Genomic DNA, 26,014 nt, shown 5'->3' with positions numbered 1-26,014 from the left:
ATCAATGTATGTCACAACAAGAAGACGATTTGAGGGCATTGGCGAAAATCATGGATTTTCTGCGTGCCGTGAGTATCATTTTAGTGGTCATGAACGTGTACTGGTTCTGCTACGAAGCCATCCGGCTATGGGGCGTGAACATCGGTGTGGTGGACAAAATCCTTCTGAACTTCGACCGCACGGCGGGGCTGTTCCATTCCATTCTGTACACGAAACTGTTTGCCGTCCTGCTGCTTGCCCTGTCCTGTCTGGGTACGAAAGGGGTCAAGGGCGAGAAAATCACTTGGGGAAGAATATGGACGGCACTCGCCGCCGGATTCGTGCTGTTTTTCCTCAACTGGTGGATACTGGCTCTGCCGCTGCCGGTTGAAGCGGTGACGGGCTTGTATATCCTTACCATCGGCACGGGCTATGTCTGTCTTTTGATGGGCGGGCTGTGGATGAGCCGCCTGTTGAAACACAATCTGATGGAGGATGTTTTCAACAACGAGAATGAGAGTTTCATGCAGGAAACGAGGCTCATCGAAAGCGAGTATTCGGTCAATCTGCCCACACGCTTCTATTACAAAAAGCGTTGGAACAATGGCTGGATCAATGTGGTGAATCCCTTCCGTGCGTCCATCGTGTTGGGTACGCCGGGCAGCGGCAAGTCATACGCCGTGGTAAACAATTTTATCAAGCAACAGATTGAAAAGGGCTTCTCGATGTATGTATATGACTTCAAATTCAGTGACTTGTCCACCATAGCCTACAACCATTTGCTGAACCACCCGGAGGGCTACAAGGTGAAGCCGAAATTCTATGTGATCAATTTCGACGACCCGCGACGCTCACACCGTTGCAATCCCATACACCCGGATTTCATGGAGGATATTACGGACGCTTACGAGAGTGCCTACACGATAATGCTTAACCTCAATAAAACTTGGGTGCAAAAGCAGGGCGACTTCTTCGTGGAGTCACCTATCATTTTGTTTGCCAGCATTATCTGGTATCTCAAAATCTATCAGAACGGGAAGTATTGCACGTTTCCCCATGCCATCGAGTTTTTGAACCGCCGCTACGAGGATATTTTCCCGATACTGACCTCTTACCCGGAGCTGGAAAACTACCTTTCCCCGTTCATGGATGCTTGGCTCGGAGGGGCTGCGGAGCAGCTCATGGGGCAGATAGCGTCGGCGAAAATCCCGCTTTCGAGGATGATTTCCCCGCAGCTCTATTGGGTGATGTCGGACAGCGAGTTTACGCTGGACATCAACAATCCCGAAGAGCCGAAAATCCTATGCGTGGGCAACAATCCCGACCGTCAGAACATCTACGGGGCGGCTCTCGGATTGTATAACTCCCGTATCGTGAAACTCATCAACAAGAAGGGAATGCTGAAGTCATCGGTCATCATCGACGAGCTGCCCACGATATACTTCAAGGGGTTGGACAACCTTATAGCCACCGCCCGAAGCAACAAGGTTGCCGTGTGTCTGGGATTTCAGGATTTCAGCCAGCTGGTGCGCGACTACGGTGATAAGGAGGCGAAAGTGGTGATGAATACGGTCGGTAACATTTTCTCCGGGCAGGTGGTAGGTGAAACGGCAAAGACACTATCGGAACGGTTCGGTAAGGTGTTGCAGAAACGGCAGTCTATCTCCATCAACCGGCAGGATGTTTCCACCTCCATCAACACGCAGATGGATGCGCTCATTCCGCCGAGCAAGATTTCCGGTCTGACGCAGGGAATGTTTGTCGGTTCGGTGTCCGACAACTTCAACGAACGTATCGAACAGAAAATTTTTCACTGCGAGATTGTGGTGGATGCCGAGAAGGTGAAGCGGGAGGAACGTGCCTACAAGAAAATTCCGGTCATTACCGATTTCACGGACGAGGACGGCAACGACCGCATGAAAGAAACGGTGCAGGCGAACTACCGGCGTATCAAGGAAGAGGTGAAGCAGATTGTGCAGGAGGAACTGGAGCGCATCGCGGGCGATGATAACCTGAAATATCTGTTGCAGCAGAAGTAAATAAAAAAATGAAGAAAGGCTTACCATAAACCTTTCTTCATTTTTTTAGAACTTAAGCATTATCCATACTTACTAAGATTCCGTTTTCCAAAATTTTTTGCAATGGAATTTTCTTTAAGATTTCTTGATAAGTGCTATAGAAGTCATTATCAAGTCCTATATAAACAATATTGTCATGTAATTCTTCTATAACACTAATATGTGAATGCAATTTGCACTTTTTATCAGAACAATCTGATACGATACTTTTAATTCGTTCCAACTTATTTAATAAATCATCATATTGAGATAACCCTTTTGTAGTTGGTTGTATTTGATAATTAGTTTTCTTTGCCGGTTGTATATTATGTTCAGGATCTAATAATACTATGTGAAATATAGAAGAATCCCGATCAAAATAACCTACAATACGCCCCGTACTTTTTGTTATCGAAAATTGCATTATTGGAAAATCTGTCTCATTGTCCAATATTTCTTTTGGTAGCCAATCTAAATCTTTTCGTTGAATAGGAATGTTTTTAGCACTCCAATCTATTGGATGACATCTTAATGCAATACTACCTCTATTTTCTTCTAATACTTCTTGCGGTGTCATAGTACCCAAAGCACCTAATCTTTCAAGAAGCCCAATATGCCATCCCTTAGAACACTCTCCAATCTGAAAATTAGGTATCTGCTTAAAGTAAGAGAAGGAAAAAGTTATCTTCCTTCTCTTTAACTCATTTTCTTGTTCTTTGGTAACTAATGATTTGTTTCCGTATTTAGGAGAATCTGAATTAAGATTTAATAGTTTCCCATTTTTTCCCATAATACTCAATCATTAGTTCTGGAGTAATAACCTTGTCACAACGCTCATTTACATTTAAATCTCCACGTGTTTCAATCCAAGGCATCTCATTGTGGGACAATCGTTCTAATTCAGCACCGCTATATTTAAGATAATTCTCCAATATAAAGTCAATGAATTCAGCGTCTTCTGATGATAAACTCACATTGTGATTCATGCAATCATCAATATTGATTTCTGAATAGAGATATTTTGTAGAATTAAATCGATTGTAGATTTCTCGATTTACCGGACCATGAATCCATGCTTCAAACTCGCCGTCAAACATAGGTTTTTTATTGATACCATAAGACCATGCTTGAACATAATACAATAACTTCTGCAACTTTAAATTTATTAAAGACGCAAATCTATCTTCCGATTTTACTCGTAAGATAATGTAGTCTGTTATATCGTGTATTGAGTTCATCTGAATTATGACTATATCAATTTCAATGCAAAGTTAATATCTTTTTCTAATATAACAAAATAATGAATTGAATTGATGTGATTTATTCTAATGAATTTGTTTTTTATCTCCTCATACGATCCAACTCATCATCGCGCAGCATCCTCTCGTTCAATTTCTCCTGCATTCTGTCAAGGAAGTAGGTGCGGCTTTCGTTCTTCCGGCGTTTGATATCGGTGTAGAAACGGTAGCAGTCCTTCGACTCAACCCCGAATATCTTGTAAAGGAGCGGGGCAAGCTGTTTGAGCGGCATGTTGCCGTTGTTGATGCAGCCCATCTCGTCGATGCCGTAGATAAGTTCCACGAGGTCGATGGCATTGCCCGTCCATTGCAGGAGGCTGGTGGCGGTTTCTGTTGTGTTGTTGGCGGATATCAGTGGCGGCACTTGGGGCGTGGCAAGGAATTTCTGCATCTTCCTCACGAAAGACAGGGCCTTGCTGACATAGGCGGCAATCTCTCTCTTTTCTTCTGACAGGTTGCGCACGGGATGGTGCTGCAACTCGATTTCGATGTAGGCAAGCGCGATGACGGTAAGGTTCGCGTCCATGCTACCGTTACACAGTTCGATCACTTGGGTGGCAAAAGCCGTGTATGCCGTTTCCATATTGCAGTCACCGGCTTCGTTTATCAGGCGGAAAAAGTCGGTTTCCGCCAGCAAGAAATAATTCATGGTTCTGTCAATTTTGAAAATTACACTTTGTTTTCTGCGTGCGCACATGAATATAATTGGCAAAAAACGCGGCAGAAAATAAAAAATCCAACACTCAATTTTACAAAGTACTGGATTTCAGAGGTATAAAATTCAATATTTTTTCACAAGGACAAATTATCTCCGACTTAAATTGTTTGTAATCAGAACATTTATTCTATTCCTGAAAATAGAAATGTATGCTTGCCGCACATTTTGGCTATCTTGCTTTTTTATCAAGGATATAGATAATGCGACATACACCGTTGGAATAGCTTTTCAAGGAGGAAAGCGTCCAGTGTTGCTCTGGCAGAGCCGACTTAAAAAAATGTCGTCCGCTTCCGGATATGAAAGGAACGGTGTATAGTATGATTTCATCCACAGCGTGCATACGCAGTAGTCCGTTTATATAATCTGCCGTATCCAGTGTGGCTTCCGCGAGGTAACGGATGTTTGTGCCGTCTTTTCTCCATTCGTGCAGCATTGAAATGGAATAGTCCGGTGTCACACGGTAAAGGGCTTTCTTCCTGATTTCATCAAGACCGCAACGGTCAAGGCACAAATCCTGATGTGCTTTATCATATAACTCTGAAGAAAGACATCCGTCCATCGTCAGTACGGCGAGAATCTGAACTTTACCCATAATCGTTTCCTTTCGTTAGGCAAGGGTAAAAAAGTAGCGTGCAATTCACACTACCTTCAAGCGATGGCTCTGGTAAAGCCTTTACGGAGAGTACGTGAATGCACGCTATGCGTAAGCATAGCATAAGCATCACGCAATCGTCTCCGTAGTTCCAATTTACCAGATTTTCGCTTGAAACGCCTTGCGGTCTTATCCTATATGTTGGCGGCGAAAAGCTCCTGCCAATCGCCGTTTTTCTCAAATGTTATGCAAAGATAGCCAAATTCAGTGAATTACGGGCTATGATTGCTTGAATTTATATTTAAGTCCATACTCTTCAAGTTTGCTGTATAGTGTTGTCCTGCCTATGCCGAGCAGTTCTGCGGCGACACTCCGGTTGCCGTTTGCCTGTTTCAACGCACGCAATATCCGCTCCTTATCCTCCGCGTCATTGCGCAAGGCGAAGCTGACAGTAGAGGTCGGTTTCGTCACGGCAAGTTCCAGATGCTCTTTCATGACAACACCTTCCTGCGCCTGCAATACAGCACCCATAACTTTCTGCCGAAGTTCCCGCACGTTGCCCGGCCATGCGTGTGTCAGCAACGCTTTACGTGCTTCGGAACTGAACCCGCTCACGCTACACTCCAGCTCTCTGTTTGCCATATCACGGAAGAACTCTGCCAGCGGCATGATGTCTTCCTGACAGTCACGCAACGGAGGAACGGTTATCCCGAAGTCGTGCAGGCGGTACAGAAGATCCTGCCGAAAACGCTTTTCATTCACCGCTACTTCCAAATCTTCATTGGTAGCAGCGATGATGCGGACATTGAAATTCCGGTCTGCCTTGTCTCCGACCGGGCGATACCGCCTCTCCTGTATGGCGCGGAGCAACATCTGTTGGGTTTCCAACGCGAGGTTTCCTACCTCGTCCAGAAAAAGCGTGCCGCCTTCCGCCTCATGGAAATATCCTTTCTTGGCATTGTCCGCACCTGTAAACGCTCCCTTGACGTGTCCGAAGAAAGCCGACGGTGCAAGCTCTTTGGAGAGTGAACCGCAGTCCACCGCCACAAATGGCTTGCCTGCACGTTTGCTCTTGTCATGCAACAGATGGGCAATATGCTCCTTACCCGTGCCGTTCTCACCAAATATCATCACGCTCATGTCGGTGGCGGCTACCAGCCTTATCCGGTGCATGATTTTCTGAAAAGCGGAACCTTCACGGGCGAATACAGGCATACGGCGTTGTCCTGCCTGACGTTCTTTCAGTATGGAACGGATCAGGGGGACAAGTTTATCCTCCACAAGCTGTTTGGGAATATAGTCTATCGAGCCGAGTTTCATGCTTTCCACGGCGGTATTAACTTCGGCGTAGTCGGTCATAATGATGAAGGGCTGCATCTTTCCCTCCTTTCGCATCCAGCACAAAAGGTCTATGCCACTGCCGTCAGGCAGACGCAGGTCGGCAACCACGATATCATTATCTGTTGCCTGTTGCAGATGTTTCTTCGCGGTTGAGAGGTGGTAAGCCTTCATATTGCGGTAGCCCTCCCGTGACAGCATATTGCAGACATATTCGCAATACACGATGTTGTCTTCCACCACAATTATTTTTGTCTTATCCATCTTCGTATTTTCTCCTTTCCTCTTCTGCCAACCGTATTATTTCCACTCCCTTATCCAGCACAGCAGTCACGGCATGGCTTAACGCTTCACCATCCGGGAGAGCATCGCCACGAAGCAATCCGTAAAGTACATTCAGCGGTTGGTCGGCACGGAGCACCTCCCACGAACTGCGCAGGTGGTGGATCAGGGAATCCAGCTTTTGCAGGTCTTTTTCTTTTGCTGCATCCCGTACCGCCTGCATTTCCTTTTCTGTTTCAGTTATCAACTTTTCCAGCATGACGGCTTCATTGCCATAGGACAATAAGGCGGAAAAGTCCGGTTTCCCGTCCGGTGTCGCTTTTATGGCACACCTGTCGGAAACCTCCATCAGTTCCGATATGGAGAACGGCTTGAACAGGCATCCGGCAAAGCCTTTTGCCAATAGTTCCCCTTTGTTACAACTGCCCGAAGCGGTTGCCACAACCACCGGGATTGTTGGTGAATTGCCCACGTTGGACGAACGCAACAGTTCCAGCAATTCGAAACCGTTTATACCAGGCATATTCAAGTCTGTCAGCAACAGGCTGTATTCTTTCTGGCGTATCATTTCCATCAGTGCCGCAGCATCGGTGCAAGTGTCGCAGTGTATTCCTTCTTGGGAATACATCTCTTTCAGCATTAGAAGTAATACCTCATCATTGTCAATGGCGACAACATCATGGAATTTATTGTTATGATAAACAGGTGTATTGCTTGTATATCCAAGCTGTTCTTCAGCTTCCTGCATAGAAATTTCAACTGTGAAACGACTGCCTTTCCCTTTCTTGCTGTCCAAACGGATTGTTCCGCCAAGCATCGACACAATATTACGCATTATGGCAAGCCCAAGCCCGAAACCCTCCTTTGCAGCGGCATTTGATAGACGTTCAAACGCACCGAACGCTTGTTTCTGTTCCTCTTCTGTCATGCCTGTACCTGTATCTTCAATGACCAGTGTCAGAACTCCATTATCATATTCAGTAATCAAAGAAACACCGCCTTCTTCTGTGAACTTGACAGCGTTTGACAGCAGGTTATTCCCGATTTGTATTATTCGCTCTTTGTCGGTCAATACAATGGCATCGTGTCCAGTCTTCACGGACAAGGACAACCCTTTGTTCACGGCAACAGGCATGAACTCCGTTTCAAGTGTGTGCGTGATTGCAGAAATCCGGCAGGGTGACAGACGGGGCTGTTCCTTGCCGTTGTCCAGGCGGAAGAAGTCAAGCAAAGTGTTGAGCATATCCCGCATACGGTCGGAGGATTGCAGTATATTTTGGATATATTGCCCATTATTACCGCTATTGCATTCTTTCCGCAAAAGTTCGGTATAGCCGGTTATTGCCGTCAGTGGTGTACGCAACTCATGGGTAATAGTATATACCGCTTTCTTTCGGGAGGTTATGAGTATCTCATTTTGTTGCACGGACTGTTCCAATTGCTCGATCAAATCCGTTGTCTTGCGTTTGTATCGTTTAATGTTCTTTGCATCACGGTGTATGATGATATAGGAAATGACCAACAGCAAAAGAACAAATCCCATCAAGCCGCCTATCTGCATAAATGATTTTTTACGCATGGCTGTTATCTCGCTTTCTCTATTTTGTAAATCAGATTGCACCTTCTTTTCGATTTGGCAAATCAATCCTTGCAGTTGTCTGTTAAGTTCTGCATTACGGGCAGCAAGACTATCGGCTTGTTCTGACAATCGACGGCTCTGCGCATTCTGTTCGTTGACCATGTTTCTATTGGATGAACGGAGCGTAGTCGTTGTTGTCGTTGGCTTCGTTCCCTCTTTTTTGCCGAAGATGCTCAAGAAACCTTTTCGTTTTGGCTTTTTGGACTGTTCCTGCACACTTTTCTGCACAATAACCGGAATTTGATTGGCTATCTTCTTGTTAATAGATTGTTGTTCATCCATTAACCGGACTATCTGGAACATCTGTCGTTCCTTATCCTCTAAAAGACTGCGCACACTATCGATGCGCTCTGCTGGATAGGTGGCCTTGAAACGGCAAAGCATACTGTCCATTGCCATACGCCGTGCATGGTAATGCTCGATATCTTTATCGTTCCATTCCAGTATTGTTTCACCCAATAGAGAAAATTTTATCATTTGAATATTGATATTGTTTATTTCTTTTCGGAGCTCGTCTATTTTTTTATTGCCAAGTTCTAATGCTTCTATCTCCTGCCATTCATAGAGGCTATTATATGCCATACATCCGATAAGAATGGAGATAAGTATATATCCCAACTGTATTGCCTTATAGAAATTTCCTGACCGCTCCATTATTTTGATGACATTGATTTTTGGAACATGAATAAAAGTTTATCTTTTTCGTTCATGCGGATATTATCAGAATAACCGCCTTTTGTTATTTGATACCCGCATGGCTTAACCATAAAAATGCCTAAGCCCTTAGTGTATGAACTTACTTCTGATGCATAGTCTTTACTTGTATTTAATGGAACTTTCCCTTTAATATGACACCACTCATTATTGCAACTGATGTCTTCAATCTCAGACATCATTTTTTGCAAATCTGTAATAGCTTTGGAACTTGCCGCTTGGGGTATCTGCAACTCAAAATAGAGCATCGGTTCGAGAATGTCCACACCTGACTGTTGCAAGGCCAGCCTGAAGACATAAGGGGTCAGCTGTCTGAAATCAGCAGGTGTACTTACCGGGCTATAATACTCGGCTTGAGTAAAAGTTACTTTCAGATCAGTCACTTCCCATCCATGTAACCCGGATTGGCAAGACATACGAATCCCTTCAAAAACGGCATTTTGAAAAGAATGGTTCAGATAACCATAGGAGATGTCACTTTCGATTTGCAACCCTGTCCCTAACGGTAAGGGTTCAAGAGTCAGCCCTATTGTGGCCCAATAAGGGTTGGGCGGCACTTCGATCTGAATAATCTTATTGACCTTTTTTACAGGTCGTTCTTTGTATATAGTCTTGATCTCATCAAAATGGACCTTTACGGAAAATCGTTCTTCCAGCAATGTCTGTATGATTTCCTTTTGGGTTAAACCATATAACGAGATTTCCAATTCATCACTATATGAGTTTATGGAAAAGGACAAAGACGGGTCTTCAATCCACAATGTATTCAGAGCGGATATCACCTTGCTTCTCTCTTCGGGCCTGTCTGGCCGGACGGAGGATTTGAGAGCGGGATGCTGATGCGATAATCCTTGAATCAAACAAGGTTCAGCACCTAAATAATTTCCGATTCGAAAATCATCCATATCCTCTACAATCGCGATATCATTGGCGCCCACTTCATCAACATTTATCTCTCTGCCCTGATTGATAGTTTTTAGATTTTTAATCTTGATGAATTTTTCCGAATCGTTGATTCTTACAACGTCTCGAAGTCTCAGACTTCCGTCAATTATTTTTAGAAAACTTCTTTTATGTCCTTTGGGGTCATGCTCTATCTTATAAAGATAAGATGAAAGTCTGTTTGAGACCGATGCCGGAGGAAGTATAAAAGAAGTGATGGCGTCCAACAACTCATTGATACCGATATTGAACATTGCTGATCCATGTAGCACCGGATAGACTTTGGCTTTTGCCACAAGAGCGATTATCGTATTCCAATAATCAGCCGGTGAAATTTCGCTATCCGCCAAATATCGTTCTAATATATTGTCGTCATGGTTGCATACAAATTCTTTGTATTCTTCCTTTATATATGTTTGGGAGCAAACCGGATAAACCGATCCATCGACAACATTTTGCATAAACAGGACATCTTGAGACAGATTTGCTTTTATATCCAGATACAAACGCTCCAAATTCACACCGGCTCGGTCAATCTTATTGATAAATATAATTGTCGGGATTTGCAGCTTCTGTAAAGTATTGAACAGCAACTTTGTCTGCGCTTGTATGCCTTCCTTTGCGGATAAGATGAGGACTGCTCCATCAAGCATTTTGAATGTCCGCTCCACTTCCGCAATAAAATCCATGTGTCCCGGAGTGTCAATGATATTGCATTTCACACCATTCCAGATAATAGATGTCGTAGAAGCCCGAACAGTAATTCCTCTACGTTTCTCTATATCCATAGAGTCCGTTATGGTGTCACCATTATCCACACAGCCGCACTTTTCCGTTGCTCCACTGGCAAACAGCAGATTCTCGGTTACGGAAGTTTTTCCTGCATCAATGTGAGCAAGAATTCCTAAATTTATAATATTCATTTGGATTAAGCAATAATATACTACAATAGATGCATTGTCGAAACGCACCTTTTAATACCTCCTCGTAGCATATGAGAACTACAGGATTCCTAACTCGTATTAATATGTATATTATTACTGCCGCATAACGATTACAAAATTACACAAAAAAATATATCTAACAAAAGTAGGAGGATTTTTTAACTTTTTACCATAGACATTTTATTAGGGAAACGTAGGTTCAACTGGTAAGTACAAATAAGTAGAAATGTTTGAACAACACTGTTTTAGGAAGTTGAAAAATCAAGTTTCTCTCTCGGTATAGCGTTTATTTTGGCCAATATCTTCTTTAGTTTGGCATTTGAGTATTTCCCATTCGTGTTCTATTTAGCTCCTTATTATGAGTATGTAGCAAGTTGCTTATCAAATTCAGCCTCTTTGAGGGTCAAATATGGTTTTGCAAATGGTGACTGACAAGACATAAACAAGGTCAGCAGGATTTTTTACATAAATGGACATGAATGTATATAACCTAAAATAAGAATAAATTTTAATAAGGGCTGCCCAAAAAGAAAAAAATGCAGTTGCCATCCTACAGATACTTGCAGAAAGGATAAAATTTACTTTTAGACCTTTTGGGATAGCCCTTATTAATACTTCAGATAAAATTCCTAAGGTTATATTTTCAATCCTTTGAACCGGGTTTCCTCCTTGGCATACAGTCCCGGACGCCCGATTATGACATGGTTGGCAACGATACTATCCGCCGGACTGCGTATCTGCGGCGGTGCATTTTCGGGATATTGCGCCTGCCTGTTCCTCACATCTTCCGCTTCCGGCTTGACCTGTTGCCCTTCTTTCTCCTTTTCGGCGACTTCGGGCGTGGGCGGCGCAAGTTCCAGCTGTATTTTTCGGTCAAGGGCGGCAAGTTCGGATTTCAGCTGCTTCAGCTCGTCCTCCTTCTTCCACACCTTGCCCGCTATCTCCTGCAACTGCGGTATCTCCCTCTCCAGCACCTCGTTCTTCGCCTTGTACTGGTCGATAATGGAGGGTATCCTCTCCATCGCGTTCAGGAAGTTTCGGGCGGCAGCCATCGGATCAGCCATTGCCAGATGTCCGTTGTTATAGGTGTACTTGTAGTTCCCCTCTACCACGAAGCGGTTGTCGGTAAACTCCAATCCCTCTTTGAGTATCCTCTCGCTCACCACCTTTATCGGAAAACCGTACAGTTCTCCGACCTGTGTGTAAAGCCCGCCCGTAGTGGCGTTTTTCGCTATCTCCTGCAAACGCTTTCCGATAACCTTCTCATCGGCGGAATCCACACCGTCCACCTTTATTATATTAAGGCGGTTGCCCTCCCTGTCGGTCTGCGCCACCGAAAGGAAGCGGTTCCAGTCCTCCGTCATGGCATCTATGAAAGCCGTGTTGTTACGCAACTCGCCCGTCTTCGACTCTAACTTGAACTCCGAATCACGCTTGCCCTTGTTAAACGACTTGCGTTCCCCTTCGAGCGAGGCGATGCGCTTTTCAAGTTTCGCCTTGTCCAGCAGGTCGGTGTTGCCGGATAGCAACGCCATATATTCCGAAAAGTTCATGCCCGATTTCTCGTCCACTGCCCCCTCGTCGATGGTACGCGCCCCCATAGCACCGCTTTTGAGCTGGCTGATGAAAGTCTGCTTGCAGTGCAGGAGGTTGAACTTGTAGCTGTCCAGTGACTTCTCCACCGCGTAGATGATTACGTCCACGTTGTTCCCGGCGAAATGCTTGGCAATTTCGTTTCCGGCTCTAACTCCGCGTCCGTCACGCTGTTGCAGGTCGGACGGTCGCCACGGCGTATCGAGATGATGAATTGCCACACACCTTTTCTGTGCGTTCACACCCGTTCCGAGCATGGAGGTGGAGCCGAACAGAACACGCACCGTTCCGGCATTCATGGCGTCTATCACCGCCTTCCGAGCCTTGTCGGTCTTGCACTCCTGAATGAAGCGCACCTCGCTTGGCGGTATGCCGTAATCCTCCGTCAGCTTGCGCTTGATTTCCGAATAGACGTTCCACCCGTCGCCCGGCTGATATGTCCCCAAGTCCGAGAAAACGAACTGCGTGCCTTTCTGCGCGTCGTATTTTTGGTAATACTCCGCGATCATCTTGGCACAGTGGCTCGCCTTGTTATCGGGGTGGTCTTCATAATGCGGGTCTATCATGCGCATGTCGAGTGCCATCTTGCGGGCGTAGTCGGTGGCGATAAGCATCTTCGCCTTTTCCTCCGTTTCCGAAAGCGGCAGCCTGCCCAGAAGTGTGGCATCGCCAGTCTTGGCGAACTGCATCAGCTTCTGTATGAAGTCCTCCTGCTCCGGCGTGGGCGGTATGTGGTGCAGTATCTCATTCTTGTTGGGACGATCTACGCCCACGTCCTCTGCCGTGCGGTAGTCCGTGATTTCATTATAGAAGGCGGCAAGTTCCGGCACCTTGATGAAGTAGCGGAAACGCTCCTTTTGAACCACGTTGTTCGTCACGTTAAATTCAAAATCCGTCGTCTTCTTGGCGAATATCGCCGCCCAAGCGTCGAAACATCGGATGTCCTGCCGTTCCAGCTCCTTCGGACGCAAATACTTGAACAGCAGATACAACTCCGTCAGCGAGTTGCTGATGGTAGTACCCGAAAGGAAGGTCGCTCCCAAGTCTCTGCCCGTGCGCTCCTGTATGGTGCGTATGGCAAAGAGCATGTTCAGTGCCTTCTGGCTTCCCTCGCTGTTGCCCAGTCCCGCCACACGGTCATGGCGCGTGTTGAACGTCAGATTTTTGAACTGGTGGCTCTCATCTATGAAGATGTGGTCGATGCCCATCTGCTTGAAATCCACCACGTCGTCCGTGCGTGACTTTATGGCATGTTCCACCTTCTCCAGCTTCGCTTCAAGGTTGTGTTTGCGCTTCTCCAGACCTTTCAGCATAGCCCGCGACACGTTCTTTCCCTGCTGCCGCAGCACTTCGAGGTTTTCCTCCACCGTGTCAAGCTCCGCTTGCAGGATGCGCTGCTGCAACTCCGGCGACTGCGGTATCTTGCCGAACTGGTCGTGCGACATGATGACACAATCGTAGTCGTTGTTCTTTATATTATTGAAGAAGCGCACACGGTTGGCGGTCGAAAAGTCCTTCTCCGAAGCGTACAGAATACGTGCGTTGGGATATGCCGCCTGATAGGTGGCGGCAATCTCCGCAACGTTGGCTTTCAGCCCGATAATCATCGGCTTATGTGCCAATTTCAGACGCTTCATCTCATGCGCGGCGATGCACATTATCAGCGTCTTGCCGGTTCCCACCTCGTGGTCGCAAATTCCGCCGCCGTTCTGTTTCAGCATCCAGACGCAATCCATCTGCGAGGGATAGACGCTCTTGATACCCCGGCTTGCCAAGCCTTTCAGATTGAGGTCGGGGAAGGTCTGGTGCGAGCCGTCATACTTCGGGCGCACGAAACAGTTGAACTTGCGGTTATACATTGTCGTCAGCCGTTCCTTGAACTGCGGCGACTGTTCTTCGAGCCATTCGGAGAAACCGTTGCGGATTTCATCAATCTTGGCGTTGGCGAGCTGTATGCCCTCGCTGTCGCGCACCTTGATGTCGTTGCCATGCTCGTCCTTGCCGATGGACTTCATCATGTCGGGGCAGGTGTTGTGCAGGGCGTGTTTCAAGAGGTGCATACCGTCATAGTTCCGGTAATACCCCTTTACCAGAAACTCGTCCGTGATTTTCATGGTGCGGTAGCCGCACGCAACCGAAAACTCGTCCATGCTTGCGGAATAGGCGATTTTCACCTCCGTGTCGAACAGCCGGCTCATGTAGGCGGCATAGACACCCGTCGGAATCCAGCGTTCCCCGAAATTGAAGTCCAGATCCTCGAAGGCGATACGCGGCGGTTCGGCATCTTTCAGAGCCTCCAACGCCTGTTTCACTTCCGGCATACGCTCACTTTCGGGGTTTTCGCCCATCCAAGCCTCTATGCGTTCCGCCTTCTCTATCACGTTCCCGGCTATGAAGCGGTCTTTGATTTCGTAACCGGTCACGAGCGGATTGTAATAGATGCGTCCTTGCAGGGCTGTGAGCAACTCCTCCGCCGTGCTGTCGGTTATCTCCCGCATATAGTCGAGATTGACCGTGCCATATTTGTTGAGCGACGCGGACAGGGCTTCTTCGGGAGAGCCTACGTTGGCATGGCTCTCCACGGAGAAGGAAACGGGATGCTCGAAGATGTCCGCCTTGACGAACTTTCCGTTCTCCACCCGTTCCAGCGAAAGGATGTCACGCCCGCCCGCGTCCATCATCACTAACTTCACGTTCTGCTTGGCGTTGAGGTTGCCGTAGCGCATGACAAACTCATCGTAACAGGTATTCAGATGCTCTCGCCACGGAACATTTGCCTCGCGCCGGAGCGATTCATAACGGTACAGACGCTCGTAGGCGTCACGCAGCGACACATACAACAACGCCTTTTCCTTCTGGTATCCTTTCAGGTCGAGCGGCTGGAATGTAGCCCCGTATGGCGTGATGTCCTTCAGATAGCCGATGTTATGACGCCCCCGGTCAGCCACCAGCGAGCCTTCGCGCAGGTGCATCTCCGGCGTGCGATGGTAGGCACGCGGCGTAAGGTCCGCGACTTCCTCCTTCGGCTTTTCCGGTTCGATGTCGGGAAAAAGGGAAGTAGCCACCGTTTCCGGTGGAGCATCGGTAACAGCAGGTGCGGCGACTGCTTCCGGCTGTGTTTCCTCCTGCCGGGGTTGTTCACGTGGTACTTCCGGCGTGATCGTCGCAACCGTTCTGTTTTCATGTTTTTCATTATGCTGCCTTGCCAGCTCCCGAAGTTCCTTCCTGCGCTCCGGCGTGAGTTCCATCATCATCTCGTAGAAGCCGTTGATGGGAGGATTGGTTTCCCAGTCCAGCTTTGCATAGATGTCGTCCGGGTCGGCAGGCTTGGCGGTGTTCTCCGCTTTCACCTCCTTATTCTCCATAGCGGGTTTTGCAGTTGGAGCTGTCGGTGTAACCGTGACTTTCGGTTTGGGCGGAGTGGACTTTGCCGTAACTGCCTTTTTCACCGTCTTTTTCTTTTTGGAGGTTTTCGGTTGGCTGACCTCTTCCGTCATCCCCCAGAGGTTGAGCAAGGAGAGCTGCACCCCGTCAGAATATTTCGGACGTGGCTCTATCTCCGGTTTTTCCTCAACGGGTTGCGGTTTTTCCGTCGGAGTTTCCACCGTCTGCGCCGAAGATACCGTTTCCAATTTTATAGCAGGACGCTCCGCCTCCTTTTGAACGGTAACCTTTTCTTCCGTTCCCGACTGCCAGATTGTTCCCGAATACAGACGCATGGCGAGCCTGTAATGGAAATCCTCGTTGAGCATCCGGCGCAAGTCCCCGGCGATACCTGCGGTCTTGCCCTCGTGCAGATAAACCATAGCGGGCTTCCCGTAGGGGTCAGTGTCAAGTTTCGACGTCGTATGCACGATGCGTTCCGGGTGGTGGATGAAATAGGCGTTGTCGGTCAGGTCGGTTTTCGTGTCCGTCTGTATCACGGTCATCAGCCGCTCGTCCTGCGACATTTCCTTCTTGCTGAGGTTCTTTTGCAGGACAATCAGGTCGCTGCCCACCTCCGTCCCCGCGTTGTCCGTGAACAGGTTGTTGGGCAGGCGTATCGCGGATACCAGATTGGCCTGACTGAACAGCTCGTTACGCACGGAGGTCTTGGTGCTATTCAATACCCCTTGCGAGGTGATGAACGCCACGATACCGCCGTCACGCACGGCATCCAGTCCTTTGAGAAAGAAATAGTTGTGGATGGTTTTCTGGGCGGAGCGTCTGCCGAAAGAGTCGCTCCGCTGAAACTCCGCGTCGAACACGGCAATGTCACCGAACGGAATGTTGGACACCGCCAAGTCGAAATAATTGTTGAACGGTCTTTCGATTTTCTCAAAACCGCAGGTGCGCATTTTCTGGTCGGGATAGAGATGCCTCAAGATTGTACCCGTGAGCAGATCCTTCTCGAAAGCCATCACATCCGCATTGGGGCTGTGCCGTAGCATGGAATCCACGAACACGCCGACACCTGCCGACGGTTCGAGCATACGGGCGGGGCGGACGCTGTAATCTGCCAGCACGTCCGCGATGGTGTCGGTTATCTCTTTGGGGGTGTAGAAAGCGGTCAGCACGGACGCTTTCAGCGAATCCACAAACCGCTTGTACTCTGTTTCGTCCTTGCTGTTCTCACGGATAAGCCTGTGCAGCTCCACCGTCGGGGCGAACAGTTCGAGGTCGGATTTCGCCCACCGGACGGCATCCGTCAGTTCCTTTGCAGGGTTGAGGATACATTTCAGACCGCCGAAACCGCAGTACCTTTGAAGTATGGCACGCTCTTCGGTTGTCGCTGTCCTGTTTTCCCTGTCAAGGATGAATGCCGTCCGTATCGCCTCGATGTTGTCCCGCAGTTTCTGTTTGCGGTTAAACGCCATATTCGTCTAAGTAAAGGACGGTTGCTCCCGTCAGCTCCGTGTAGAGCAGGTCGTAATCGGAAGACAGGGCGAAATTGTCATCCGAGAGGTCATAGACGGAGAACACGTTGCCGACAAGCGGCAGCAGTTTCAGGACAAAGGCTTCACGCTTCTCTTCCGGCACTTCATCGGCAAACTCGTTTTCCACGACTTCGCGGAGGATGGCGTAACGGGAATAATGCAGCCCGCGCAGCAGCGTGTCCATCGCCAGTTCCTGCGCACCATCGGCGGGATAGCCTTCAAGCCGTGCCCTCTCATACGTTTCGGCGGCACGGTCGGCCCGTTCCCGTATGAAAGCGGTGTCGTCAGCCTGTTCAAACTTGTTCGTGCGGAGATAGTCCAGCAGGTACAGACCGTAATAGGAAAAGTCGGTCTGACCCTCGTTTTTCTTCTTGTTGTTCATTACTTTGGATTTAGCGGATTGATAATTAACGGGATAATCGGTTGGAAAAAGGAAGAAAAAGGCACTCGGTATCCCTCCGAGTGCCACCACTAAATCCAAAGTATGAGTGTAATCCGGTATCGAAGAACAATTCATTACTCTGAACAAGTGGCAAAGTTAATACTATTTCTTCCGTCCTGAAAATTTCTTGCCCTTTTTAGCCTCCGGGAACACAAAAGTCGTGTTATATTCCCCGTCAAAGGCGACAACAGCATCGAAACTCTTGCCCTGTTTGCTCTTGAACCCTTTGAGCAGCTTGGTATGCCCTTCGGTGAGCAGGTCTTTGATTTCATCGTCGGACAGGGTGCGTCCCGCTTTCAGCCGGAACACGGGCAGTCCGCACTCCGTGTTGTCGCAGCGTACCACCTTGCCGTAGAACCGCATCCTGCCCGTGCCACACTTGGGACACGCGCAGCCGGAGTCACGGCTGCCGAAGAGCTTGTCGCACGAGAGCAGTTCGGAGGTTATCTCACGTGTGTACGCCTCTATCTCCTTGCGGAAGGTGTCGGCGGACAGTTCCCCGCGCTCGATACGCGCCAGCTCCTTTTCCCATTCGCCCGTCATGGCAACATCGGCGATGCGCATCGTCTTGACGACGGAATTGAGGGCAAGTCCTTTTTCGGTGGGAACAAGCGACTTCTTGCAGCGTTCCATGTAACCGCGCTTGAAAAGCGTTTCGATGATGGAGGCGCGTGTGGCGGGAGTACCGATGCCACAGTCCTTCATCGCCTGCCGCAGTGCGTCGTCCTCAATTTCCTTGCCCGCCGTTTCCATTGCCGAGAGCAGGGTGGCTTCGGTATGCAGCGGCTTGGGTTTGGTCTTTCCTTCGGTAATGGACGAGCCTTTCGGTGTCAGCGTGTCGCCTTCCTGCCAGCCGGGGATGGTAATTTCCTCTTTTTCCTCGCCATAGACGGCACGCCATCCGGTTTGCTTCACGACGCTGCCTTTTACGGTAAACTCCACTCCGGCACATTCCGCCGTGACAGTGGTCACATCCTTGACGCATTTCTCAGAGAATGCCTCGACCATGCGCCCGGCAATCATCTGATAGATGGTATTGTCCTCTTTGGAGAGGAAGAGCGGTTTCTCACCCGTGACGAGCAGGGCATGGTGGTCTGTCACCTTGCCGTCGTCCACGCTGCGGCGTGTCGGGGCGGCTTTTGCCCGCACCTTGTCTTTCCATTCGGGCTGTGTGCCGATGAAAGCGAGCAGTTTGGGAATTTCGGCAAACACGTCTTCGGGGATGTAGCGGCTTCCCGTTCTCGGATAGGTTATCAACTTCTTTTCGTAGAGTTTCTGCGCGATTTCAAGCGTCTGTTCCGCCGTGAAGCCGTGCTTGGCGTTGGCTTCTTTCTGGAGCGTGGTCAGGTCGTAGAGCAAGGGAGTTTCCTCCGTCTTCTCCTTGCGCTCGGCTTTCGTGACAGTGGCGCAACCTGCCGCCTTTACCTTATTATATAGTTCCATCGCCGGTTCTTTCTCTTTCCATTTCTCGGAGGATGAGAATTTCACGACTTCGCCGTCGCAACCGTCCGTTGCGATATGGAGCAGCCAGAATGCTTCGGACGTAAAGCGGCGGTTCTCCCAGTAGCGTTCACATACCATAGCCAACGTTGGTGTCTGCACCCGCCCCACGGAATACGTGCCGTGTCCGGCGGCGATGGATAACGCCTGTGTGCCGTTGATGCCCACGAGCCAGTCGGATTCGCTCCGCGCTTTGGCGGCGAGGTAGAGGTTGTCGTATTTGCTGCCGTCTTCGAGTTTCCGCAGTCCCTCACGGATAGCTTTGTCGGTGAGAGAGCTGATCCACAGGCGCACGAAAGGAGTGGTGCAACCCGTATAGTGGTAGAGGTAGCGGAAGATAAGCTCTCCCTCGCGTCCGGCATCGGTCGCCACGATGATATGTTCGCTTGTGTCGAACAGTCTTTTGATGACTTTTATCTGCGACACCACGCCGCTGTCGGGCTTGTAACCTTTCTCCGTCCTGACCTGACGGGGGACGAGCGTGAATGTGTCGGGAATAATCGGGAGGTTGTCACGGACAAATCCGCGCACGCCGTAGCCGTCGGGCATGGCAAGCTGAACGAGGTGTCCGAATGCCCATGTCACGGCATAGCCGCCTCCCTCGAAATATCCTTCCTCTCTCTTTGTCGCGCCCACGATGCGGGCGATTTCACGTGCCACGGAGGGCTTTTCTGCAATGATTGTCTTCATGTTTTCTTGCTTTTTTGTTGATACTTTGGATTTTATTTTGGATTCAGTGGCGGACACGGGATTACATTTTCATGCCTTTGTTGTTCTTCTTTTTCGGCTTCTCCTGCTGCTGTTGCTGGCGGTCGTCCTTCGGGGCGGTCTGACCTTTCTGCAAAGGCTCTTTCAGGTTCTTTGTCGCCTCGTTGGTTTTGCCCTCGTTGTTCACCGCCACCTGTGTGCGGCTCTCGTTGGACGGGGCGACCTGCTGGGCGTTGTCGGGGTTCGTTTCGTAGCGGTACGGGCGGCCCTTCTCCGGGTTGAACTTGATATACATCGTGGCATGGAAGCCCTGCTTGTCGGTCACGTTCTCCAGTTTCACGGCTTTACCCGCCACGTAGTCGGCTTTCTGCTTGTCGGTGAAGTTCACGCCGCTCCATTTGCTGATGGGGCGGATGCTGCCGTCCTCGTTCATCCACGTGTTGCGGCGTTGCTCCTTCTTGGTCTGTGCGGCATTTTCCCCGCCTTGCGCCTGACTTTTCGAGGTGTCACCTTTGGCTTCCTGCGTCTGTGCGGTACGGGGCGACCTTCCGGTTCCCGGCACGAACTCCACGCCGCGCTGCTCCACGTTCACTTGAAGGGTGGTGACGAACTTCCTGCCGTCGTTGCGCTCGATGAGCTTGTCGCGCACGGGCAGTCCGGCGCGGAGCATGTCCTGCTCCTGTTTGGTGATTTCCGTCTTGCCGATGCGCTCCGGGATGCGCACCTTGTTTGCCGGAATGTCCGTGATTTCATTCGTCTTGCGGTCGATGCTGATGTAGGAGGGGATGATTTCGCCCGTTTCCCTGTCCTCAATGTCCACGACCCTGCCGAGGTTGCCCGTTTCGCGCAGGTTCTTCCGGTCATCGTCGGAGAATTTGTGTTCCTTGTACTCATCTAACTTCTGCTCCTTGCGGATGAAGTGCGGCACGAGGCTGACATTTCCCTCACCGTCCTTCTTGAAGGAGAGGCGGGCGTCCAGCTCGAATGATTCGCCGCCGAAGGTGGGCTTGACCTTTACCAAGTCGGACTTGCCGTAGTGGAGCATCTTCGTAAGGTCTCCGGACTTTTCAAGGTCGTCACGCTTCACGCCCCATCTGTCCTCCAGCTCCTGCCAGTTGATTTTGCTCTCGTTGATGGGTTGGTAGCCCTGTCTGCCCTGCGTCTGTTGCGGGCTTTCCTGCTGTTCTTTCTGTTGTTCCATGTTTTCCTGTTTTTGAGGTTCTTGTTTCTCTGTCTTTTGTGCCGCCATCTCTTCCTGCACCTGCTGTTGATAAGGGAAGGTGTCGATTTTGTGCGGTGCAAGGATTTGTTTGTTCTGGTACGGATGCTGAAGCAGGTCTTTCATCACGCCAAGCATGGAATCCACTTGGTCTGCCGCGATGCGGTAGAAACCGAAGCGGCTGGGTTCCTTGCACTGCCGGAAGAAGTTCTTGAAGAAGTTGTCCAGCACGTCGCCTTGTCGGTCGAATTGCAGGAAACTCTGCGCGTTCTCAGCTTTCGCAGGGGTACGCTTGGGTGTGCCGTCTGCATTCAGCCCGGCTACCACGCTGATCTCGCCCGTCTTCTCATCACGGACTACCAGCACGTCCTTTTCGTCTTTTTTCTTTGCCATTTGAAAAATGTTTTAATGGGTTATTTATGAAAGAAATTATGGATACGAGCCTTGTAGAAGGCTATATCTTCTTTTTTGAAGTCCTTGATATGGTTGGAAAGGAATGTCAGCACATCCTCCTCGCTGTAATAGGTTTTCTTGCCCAGTGTCTTGTAGGGCAATGCGCCGACACTGCGGTAGCGTTGCAGTGTGCGCTTGCTTATCTGGAGCAGCATGCACAAATCCTGATTGTCGAAAAGGCGGATGCTTTCCGTGATAGTAGGCTGTTTCCCCTCAGCCTTCATCGCCAGCAGCAGTTCGTCCTGACGGTCGAGCCGTTCCATCAGCTTCTGCATCCAGCCCTCGAAGTTGTTTCGTGTGAGCAGTTCCATGACCTATGTCCTCCTTCCTTTTGGTTTGCCGCCAGTGCGCAGCGTGTGGTTGCGTTTCAATTCCTGCGGTGTCGCCGCGTCCTCGTTGACGGCACACGCTTCAAGCAGGCGGTCTATTTCCGACTGCCGGTAGCGGCATTTACCGCGAAGCACGACATAACCGATGCGTTGCTCGCTGCGCATACGCTGGAGGGTGCGGGTACTCACGTTAAGCAGGTGCGCCGCCTCGCGTGTGGTGAGCAACCTGTCGGGCGATGCCGCTTTCTTGTCGCCGGAGGCGGCACGGACGTGTGCCGCAATCTCCGCTATCTGTTCCGTCAATGACCGGAAGGCGGAACTTTCCATCGTTATCACTTTCATATTCAGTCCTTTCTTTTTGTTTCTGCAGCAAAAATCGGCAATAAACAAAAGGGGCTTTAACAACTCACTACGTGACTCACGTAAGATTTTTACGGAAGATGGCTCCGTAACCCGGTCAAACGGCGCAACAGGCAGCCTTTCAGCGGAAAACGGCACGTGTTCAGGACCGTACCGTTACCTTTGCGGGCAAACCGATAATTGCATGAATATGGAAATAGTATCTATCGAGAAAAAGACTTTCGAGATGATGGTGGCGGCATTCGGCGCACTCTCGGAGAAGGTCGCCGCCCTGAGGCGCAAAAGCGACACGAGGCGCATGGAAAGATGGCTCACGGGCGAGGAAGTCTGTAGGCAGTTGAGAATAAGTTCGCGCACGTTGCAGACGCTGCGCGACAGGCGGCTTATCGGCTACTCGCAGATAAACCGCAGGTTTTATTACAAGCCGGAGGAGGTGAAGCGGCTGATACCGCTTATCGGCACGCTCTATCCGCACGGCAGATGATTTGATTTATTCACCCACTGAATCCGAAGTTATGATGAACGAGAACAACGATGTTTTTACGATGGAAGACGAGCCGATAGCCTCTGTGGTGCAGGATATGCGCAAAGGCTCGAAATGGCTGTCCGCCTTTCTGGAAAGTTACCGTCCTCTGCTGGACGGGGAACGTTACCTGACGGACGGCGAGGTGGCGGAACTGCTCCGCGTAAGCCGACGCACATTGCAGGAATACCGCAACAACCGCGTGTTGCCCTTCATACTTTTGGGAGGGAAGGTGCTTTACCCGGAAACGGGGCTGCGTGAAGTGCTGGAAGCAAATTACCGCAAGCCGCTGGAGTGAGCGCGGTTGGCAAGAAAAAAGGAAACGGGCGACACTTTTTGTGGTGCTGCCCGTTTCCTTGTCTTATGTGGTATGCGCAATCAGCAGTACCCGGCTTTTCCGTTCTGTATGAACATCACGTATGCCTGCCGTTTCTCTTTGGCGAGAGCTTTTCCCACCAGCCATGTGCGGAACAGGTGGGTGTTGTAGGTGTTCAGCCGGAAGGCGACGGGGATGATGATTTCAAGCGCGTACACATCTGCGTACAGTCCGTTTTCAAGTTGCATGTAGCGGCACACCTCGTAGTCGTTAAGCACGTCCGACTTGCGGATGGCTTTGATGGCGGCGTTCACTGCCGGGACGGTCGTATGGAACAGTCCGGCGATTTCGGTGGCGGTCATCCACACGTCGTTACCGGTTACGCTGACCGCCTTGTCCTCTATGATGATTATGTCACGTTTCATGGCTTCTCTTTTTTAGATGGTGCAACCTGCAAATTCCTCAACACTGTTCAACCTTGCGGCAAGGTTCTTCATGTCCTGATTGAGTTTTTCTTTGGTTATCTTCGCGTAAATCTGCGTCGTCTTTATGCTCTTGTGTCCGAGCATGGAGCTGACGGTTTCGATAGGTACGCCATTAGAGAGAAATACCGTCGTGGCTGCCGTGTGGCGGCTCTGATGCCACGTGATATGCTTGGTGATGCCGCAACGCTTGGCGACGGCACGGATACCGGCAAGGCACGTGTTATAATGCGGGACGGGGAATATCTTGCCGTTCTCGCACAGCCCACGGTATTTGCCGATTATGCGGTTGGCGATGTCAAGCAGGCGGATGTTGGACACCACGCCCGTTTTCTGGCGGTTGATGTTTATCCACTCGTGTTCGTCGAAGTAGGTGCGGATATTCTCTTCCGTGAGGTTGCGCATATCCGAGAACGACAACCCGGTGAAAGCGCAGAACAGGTAGAGGTCACGGTACAGTTCCTGTTTGGCGTTTTTCAGTTTCCCGTCCATCAGCAGGCGTATTTCCTCTTTGGTCAGAAAACTGCGTGTTGTTTCCTCCTTCTTGATTTCATACTCGCGGAACGGGTCGCGTGTCAGCCACTCGTTGTTGATGGCGATGAACACCATCGTCCGTAGCGGGCAGACGTACAGCCACACGGTATTGGTGCAGCAGTGTTTGTCCGTGCGCAGGAACATCTCGAAGTCGGAGATGAAAGCGGGGGTAAGCTCTTTCAGTGCGATGTCCTTCACATGGTAGCGGATGTCGAGGAACTCTTGCAGGTGCTTGTAAACGATACGGTACTTTTCCAGTGTACCTTTTGCTTTCATGCCTGCTTCCACCTGTTTCTCATAGTCCTCATTGTGACGACGGTACACCTGCATCAGCGTGTGGTAGCGGTGTTCCAGTCCGAGAAAAGCGTTCTTCACCTTCTCAGCCGTGACGAAGTTGTCACGTTCCATGATTTCCTGATAGTGCCTATTGATGCGCACCCGCATCTTGTCAAGCATACGGTTCGTTTCGAGTGCCGCCGCGCTTCTGCCTGTGACACGTCCACCTTTGGTGTCCCACAGTTTCGGATCGACTGTCAGCTTGCAGCTGAACTGCGTCTGGCTGCCGTCCACCGTGATGCGTCCCATGACGGGTACTGTCCCGTCCTTTTTCACTACCTGACGCTTGAGGTAATAGATTACTGAAAATGTACTCTTCATCGTCCTTAATTTTTTGGTTTCAAAATTAGTTGGTGAAGAGTCCGGTGTCGGTACGCAAAACGGGGAGGAACGGAGCAATCTTTTTCCGTAACCGAAATTTTTGCGTGAGTTATCGGTAACTCACTATTCCTTAACGTATTGTTTCGCTATCCGTACCCGTTTGTCGCATTTTCGGGCATGGTTACGAACAAGTAACGTTGCGGCGTCAGGATTTGGCTTCGGCAGGGATTGTAATGGCTTCACGAATTATCGCCACTTCAACTAAAACCCTTGTAACTCAATTCTATCACTATAACTTTCCGCATTTCACTTTTTTGTAGTAACTTTGTCCGTCAAAAGTACCATAAAAATAATTTATCGGTGTCCACGGTTCGTTTTTGAGGTCGATGTTGCCGCTGAGCTTGTAGTTGGCTTCACTATATTTAGCATTGGTGCTGCCCGTTATCACCGCATCGGCGTTCGCGAGCGTGGCGAGCGCCGCCAGTTCTTCGGGGGTGTCGATGGTGTATTTGTAGGCTTTGGCATCGTCGCCACTTCCCTCGGTCTTTGCAAGGTCAAGGATATTTCTGGCAATGGCGACTTCGTTATCGTACTCCTCATCCGGCGTTGCCCAGTCGCTGTTGATGTCCACAGTCAGTTTCACGTCTTTGATGGGTACCGGCTTTTCCGAAATCAGGCTTCCGGCAGCGTTGGTCTTGTAGTTGCGCTTGAGGGGGATTCCGGCAGGGATGGTGACCGACTGCAAATCTTTACCCGACACTCCTGTAAAGGTCAAATTAATACTGCCTAAAGTGGAAGAGGCATCGGTAAAGATATAGTCGGAGAAGAGGGTCTGCTGTTCGGCTGATTTGCTGCTGCAAGTCACCTGAGCCGTGCCACTACCAACCGTTCCGTCCAGTACATTAAACGTGGTAGGCACATCATACGTGGCAGTCAGCCCGTTGCAATAGCCGTAGTTTGTAGCATTCTTTTCTTTTATCGTCAGTTTGGCAAACGGGCGGGTCAGTGCAGGGATAGAGGGATTTGTCACGGCTGCCGTTCCTTTATTTAATACATAGTGACCGAAGAAAGCATCCCGGGCATCGGTGTTAAAGATGTACGCGCTTTCAATAATCGAGATGGCTTTCAGACCGTTGGTGGAGTTAGCAGTGCCATAAAACTTGTCGTCGTAATGCCCGCTGCTTAGGCCTCCGATTGTGGCAGACAGACCGTTTGCATCCGTTGCGATAAAGTCCGCCCAGAAAAGGCAGTCGTATGTGCCTTCATCTATCTTGAAATCGAATACTACGTTGTTGCCGGTCAGTCCCACTTTTTCTTCCCGGTGTTTCAAGGCCGGACTCATTTGGTCTTTCGTCCATACTTCGAGGATGCAGCGCATCGGTTTCGTCCTGACTGCACGAGGTCATCAGCCCCACGAGGGCGATAATCCAGAGGTAAAGATGATACTTTTTCATGTGTTCAGTAATTTAAAATTTTAAT

General features: G+C 49.6%; 19 protein-coding genes. 3 read left to right on the top strand and 16 right to left on the bottom strand.

The window, feature by feature from the left end:
* The first annotated feature begins 8 nt into the window (after positions 1 to 8).
* Positions 9 to 2,018: a conjugal transfer protein MobC gene (gene mobC, locus CTY47_RS07820; RefSeq protein WP_004348455.1), complete on the top strand. Its 2,010-nt coding sequence runs from the start codon at positions 9 to 11 to the stop codon at positions 2,016 to 2,018.
* Between the two features lie 52 nt (positions 2,019 to 2,070).
* On the opposite strand, the gene CTY47_RS07815 is transcribed toward mobC, so the two are convergent.
* From CTY47_RS07815 to CTY47_RS07755, 13 genes are all read right to left on the bottom strand, one after another.
* Positions 2,071 to 2,826 carry a hypothetical protein gene (locus CTY47_RS07815; RefSeq protein WP_004293874.1) on the bottom strand — a complete coding sequence of 252 codons (756 nt, stop codon included), beginning with the start codon at positions 2,824 to 2,826 and terminating at the stop codon, positions 2,071 to 2,073.
* A complete protein-coding gene (locus tag CTY47_RS07810; protein ID WP_004293873.1) occupies positions 2,795 to 3,274 on the bottom strand; it encodes a Panacea domain-containing protein in 480 nt (159 codons plus the stop codon). The genes CTY47_RS07815 and CTY47_RS07810 overlap by 32 nt, the downstream gene beginning before the upstream one ends.
* A 103-nt stretch (positions 3,275 to 3,377) precedes the next feature.
* On the bottom strand, positions 3,378 to 3,983 hold the full coding sequence (locus tag CTY47_RS07805; RefSeq protein WP_004293872.1) for an RteC domain-containing protein: 606 nt from the start codon (positions 3,981 to 3,983) through the stop codon (positions 3,378 to 3,380).
* 238 nt (positions 3,984 to 4,221) lie between these two features.
* Positions 4,222 to 4,644 (bottom strand): dihydrofolate reductase family protein, encoded by a 423-nt coding sequence (locus tag CTY47_RS07800; RefSeq protein WP_004293871.1) that lies wholly within the window; start codon positions 4,642 to 4,644, stop codon positions 4,222 to 4,224.
* A 279-nt stretch (positions 4,645 to 4,923) separates the two neighbouring features.
* Positions 4,924 to 6,246 (bottom strand): sigma-54-dependent transcriptional regulator, encoded by a 1,323-nt coding sequence (locus tag CTY47_RS07795; RefSeq protein ID WP_004293870.1) that lies wholly within the window; start codon positions 6,244 to 6,246, stop codon positions 4,924 to 4,926.
* Positions 6,239 to 8,557 (bottom strand): hybrid sensor histidine kinase/response regulator, encoded by a 2,319-nt coding sequence (locus tag CTY47_RS07790; RefSeq protein WP_004348456.1) that lies wholly within the window; start codon positions 8,555 to 8,557, stop codon positions 6,239 to 6,241. Before CTY47_RS07790 ends, CTY47_RS07795 begins: the two co-directional genes overlap by 8 nt.
* Positions 8,557 to 10,482 (bottom strand): tetracycline resistance ribosomal protection protein Tet(Q), encoded by a 1,926-nt coding sequence (tet(Q), locus tag CTY47_RS07785; RefSeq protein WP_004293868.1) that lies wholly within the window; start codon positions 10,480 to 10,482, stop codon positions 8,557 to 8,559. The genes CTY47_RS07790 and tet(Q) overlap by 1 nt, the downstream gene beginning before the upstream one ends.
* A 656-nt stretch (positions 10,483 to 11,138) precedes the next feature.
* A complete protein-coding gene (locus CTY47_RS07780; protein WP_005790817.1) occupies positions 11,139 to 16,952 on the bottom strand; it encodes an N-6 DNA methylase in 5,814 nt (1,937 codons plus the stop codon).
* Complete coding sequence (locus tag CTY47_RS07775) at positions 16,942 to 17,394, bottom strand: DUF1896 domain-containing protein (RefSeq protein ID WP_004304266.1); 453 nt, start codon at positions 17,392 to 17,394, stop codon at positions 16,942 to 16,944. Before CTY47_RS07775 ends, CTY47_RS07780 begins: the two co-directional genes overlap by 11 nt.
* Before the next feature lie 162 nt (positions 17,395 to 17,556).
* Positions 17,557 to 19,644 (bottom strand): type IA DNA topoisomerase, encoded by a 2,088-nt coding sequence (locus tag CTY47_RS07770; RefSeq protein WP_005790822.1) that lies wholly within the window; start codon positions 19,642 to 19,644, stop codon positions 17,557 to 17,559.
* Between the two features lie 61 nt (positions 19,645 to 19,705).
* Positions 19,706 to 21,274 carry a DUF3945 domain-containing protein gene (locus CTY47_RS07765; RefSeq protein ID WP_004348473.1) on the bottom strand — a complete coding sequence of 523 codons (1,569 nt, stop codon included), beginning with the start codon at positions 21,272 to 21,274 and terminating at the stop codon, positions 19,706 to 19,708.
* A 20-nt stretch (positions 21,275 to 21,294) separates the two neighbouring features.
* Positions 21,295 to 21,645: a helix-turn-helix domain-containing protein gene (locus tag CTY47_RS07760; RefSeq protein ID WP_004291454.1), complete on the bottom strand. Its 351-nt coding sequence runs from the start codon at positions 21,643 to 21,645 to the stop codon at positions 21,295 to 21,297.
* A gap of 3 nt (positions 21,646 to 21,648) precedes the next feature.
* The gene (locus CTY47_RS07755) at positions 21,649 to 22,005 is read right to left on the bottom strand and encodes a helix-turn-helix domain-containing protein (protein WP_002561004.1); all 357 of its coding nucleotides are present in this window, start codon (positions 22,003 to 22,005) and stop codon (positions 21,649 to 21,651) included.
* Positions 22,006 to 22,207: 202 nt separating this feature from the next.
* Here CTY47_RS07755 and CTY47_RS07745 point away from each other — a divergent pair, with 202 nt between their 5' ends.
* Positions 22,208 to 22,507 (top strand): helix-turn-helix domain-containing protein, encoded by a 300-nt coding sequence (locus tag CTY47_RS07745; protein WP_004348475.1) that lies wholly within the window; start codon positions 22,208 to 22,210, stop codon positions 22,505 to 22,507.
* A gap of 31 nt (positions 22,508 to 22,538) precedes the next feature.
* Positions 22,539 to 22,844, top strand: a complete 306-nt coding sequence (locus CTY47_RS07740; protein WP_004348476.1) for a helix-turn-helix domain-containing protein — start codon at positions 22,539 to 22,541, stop codon at positions 22,842 to 22,844.
* Positions 22,845 to 22,924: 80 nt separating this feature from the next.
* Here CTY47_RS07740 and CTY47_RS07735 read toward each other — a convergent pair whose 3' ends face one another.
* The 3 genes from CTY47_RS07735 to CTY47_RS07720 form a co-directional block, all read right to left on the bottom strand.
* Complete coding sequence (locus CTY47_RS07735) at positions 22,925 to 23,287, bottom strand: hypothetical protein (protein ID WP_004348477.1); 363 nt, start codon at positions 23,285 to 23,287, stop codon at positions 22,925 to 22,927.
* Between the two features lie 12 nt (positions 23,288 to 23,299).
* Positions 23,300 to 24,535, bottom strand: a complete 1,236-nt coding sequence (locus CTY47_RS07730; protein ID WP_004348478.1) for a site-specific integrase — start codon at positions 24,533 to 24,535, stop codon at positions 23,300 to 23,302.
* Between the two features lie 289 nt (positions 24,536 to 24,824).
* Positions 24,825 to 25,913, bottom strand: coding sequence for a DUF6562 domain-containing protein (locus tag CTY47_RS07720; RefSeq protein ID WP_317044058.1), 1,089 nt, complete (start codon positions 25,911 to 25,913; stop codon positions 24,825 to 24,827).
* Between the last annotated feature and the right edge of the window lie 101 nt (positions 25,914 to 26,014).

The organism is Parabacteroides provencensis (assembly GCF_900232875.1).
GTDB classification, from domain to species: domain Bacteria; phylum Bacteroidota; class Bacteroidia; order Bacteroidales; family Tannerellaceae; genus Parabacteroides; species Parabacteroides chinchillae.
The sequence above is the reverse complement of the archived record's forward strand: the minus strand, read 5'-3'. Positions and strand labels throughout refer to the sequence as shown.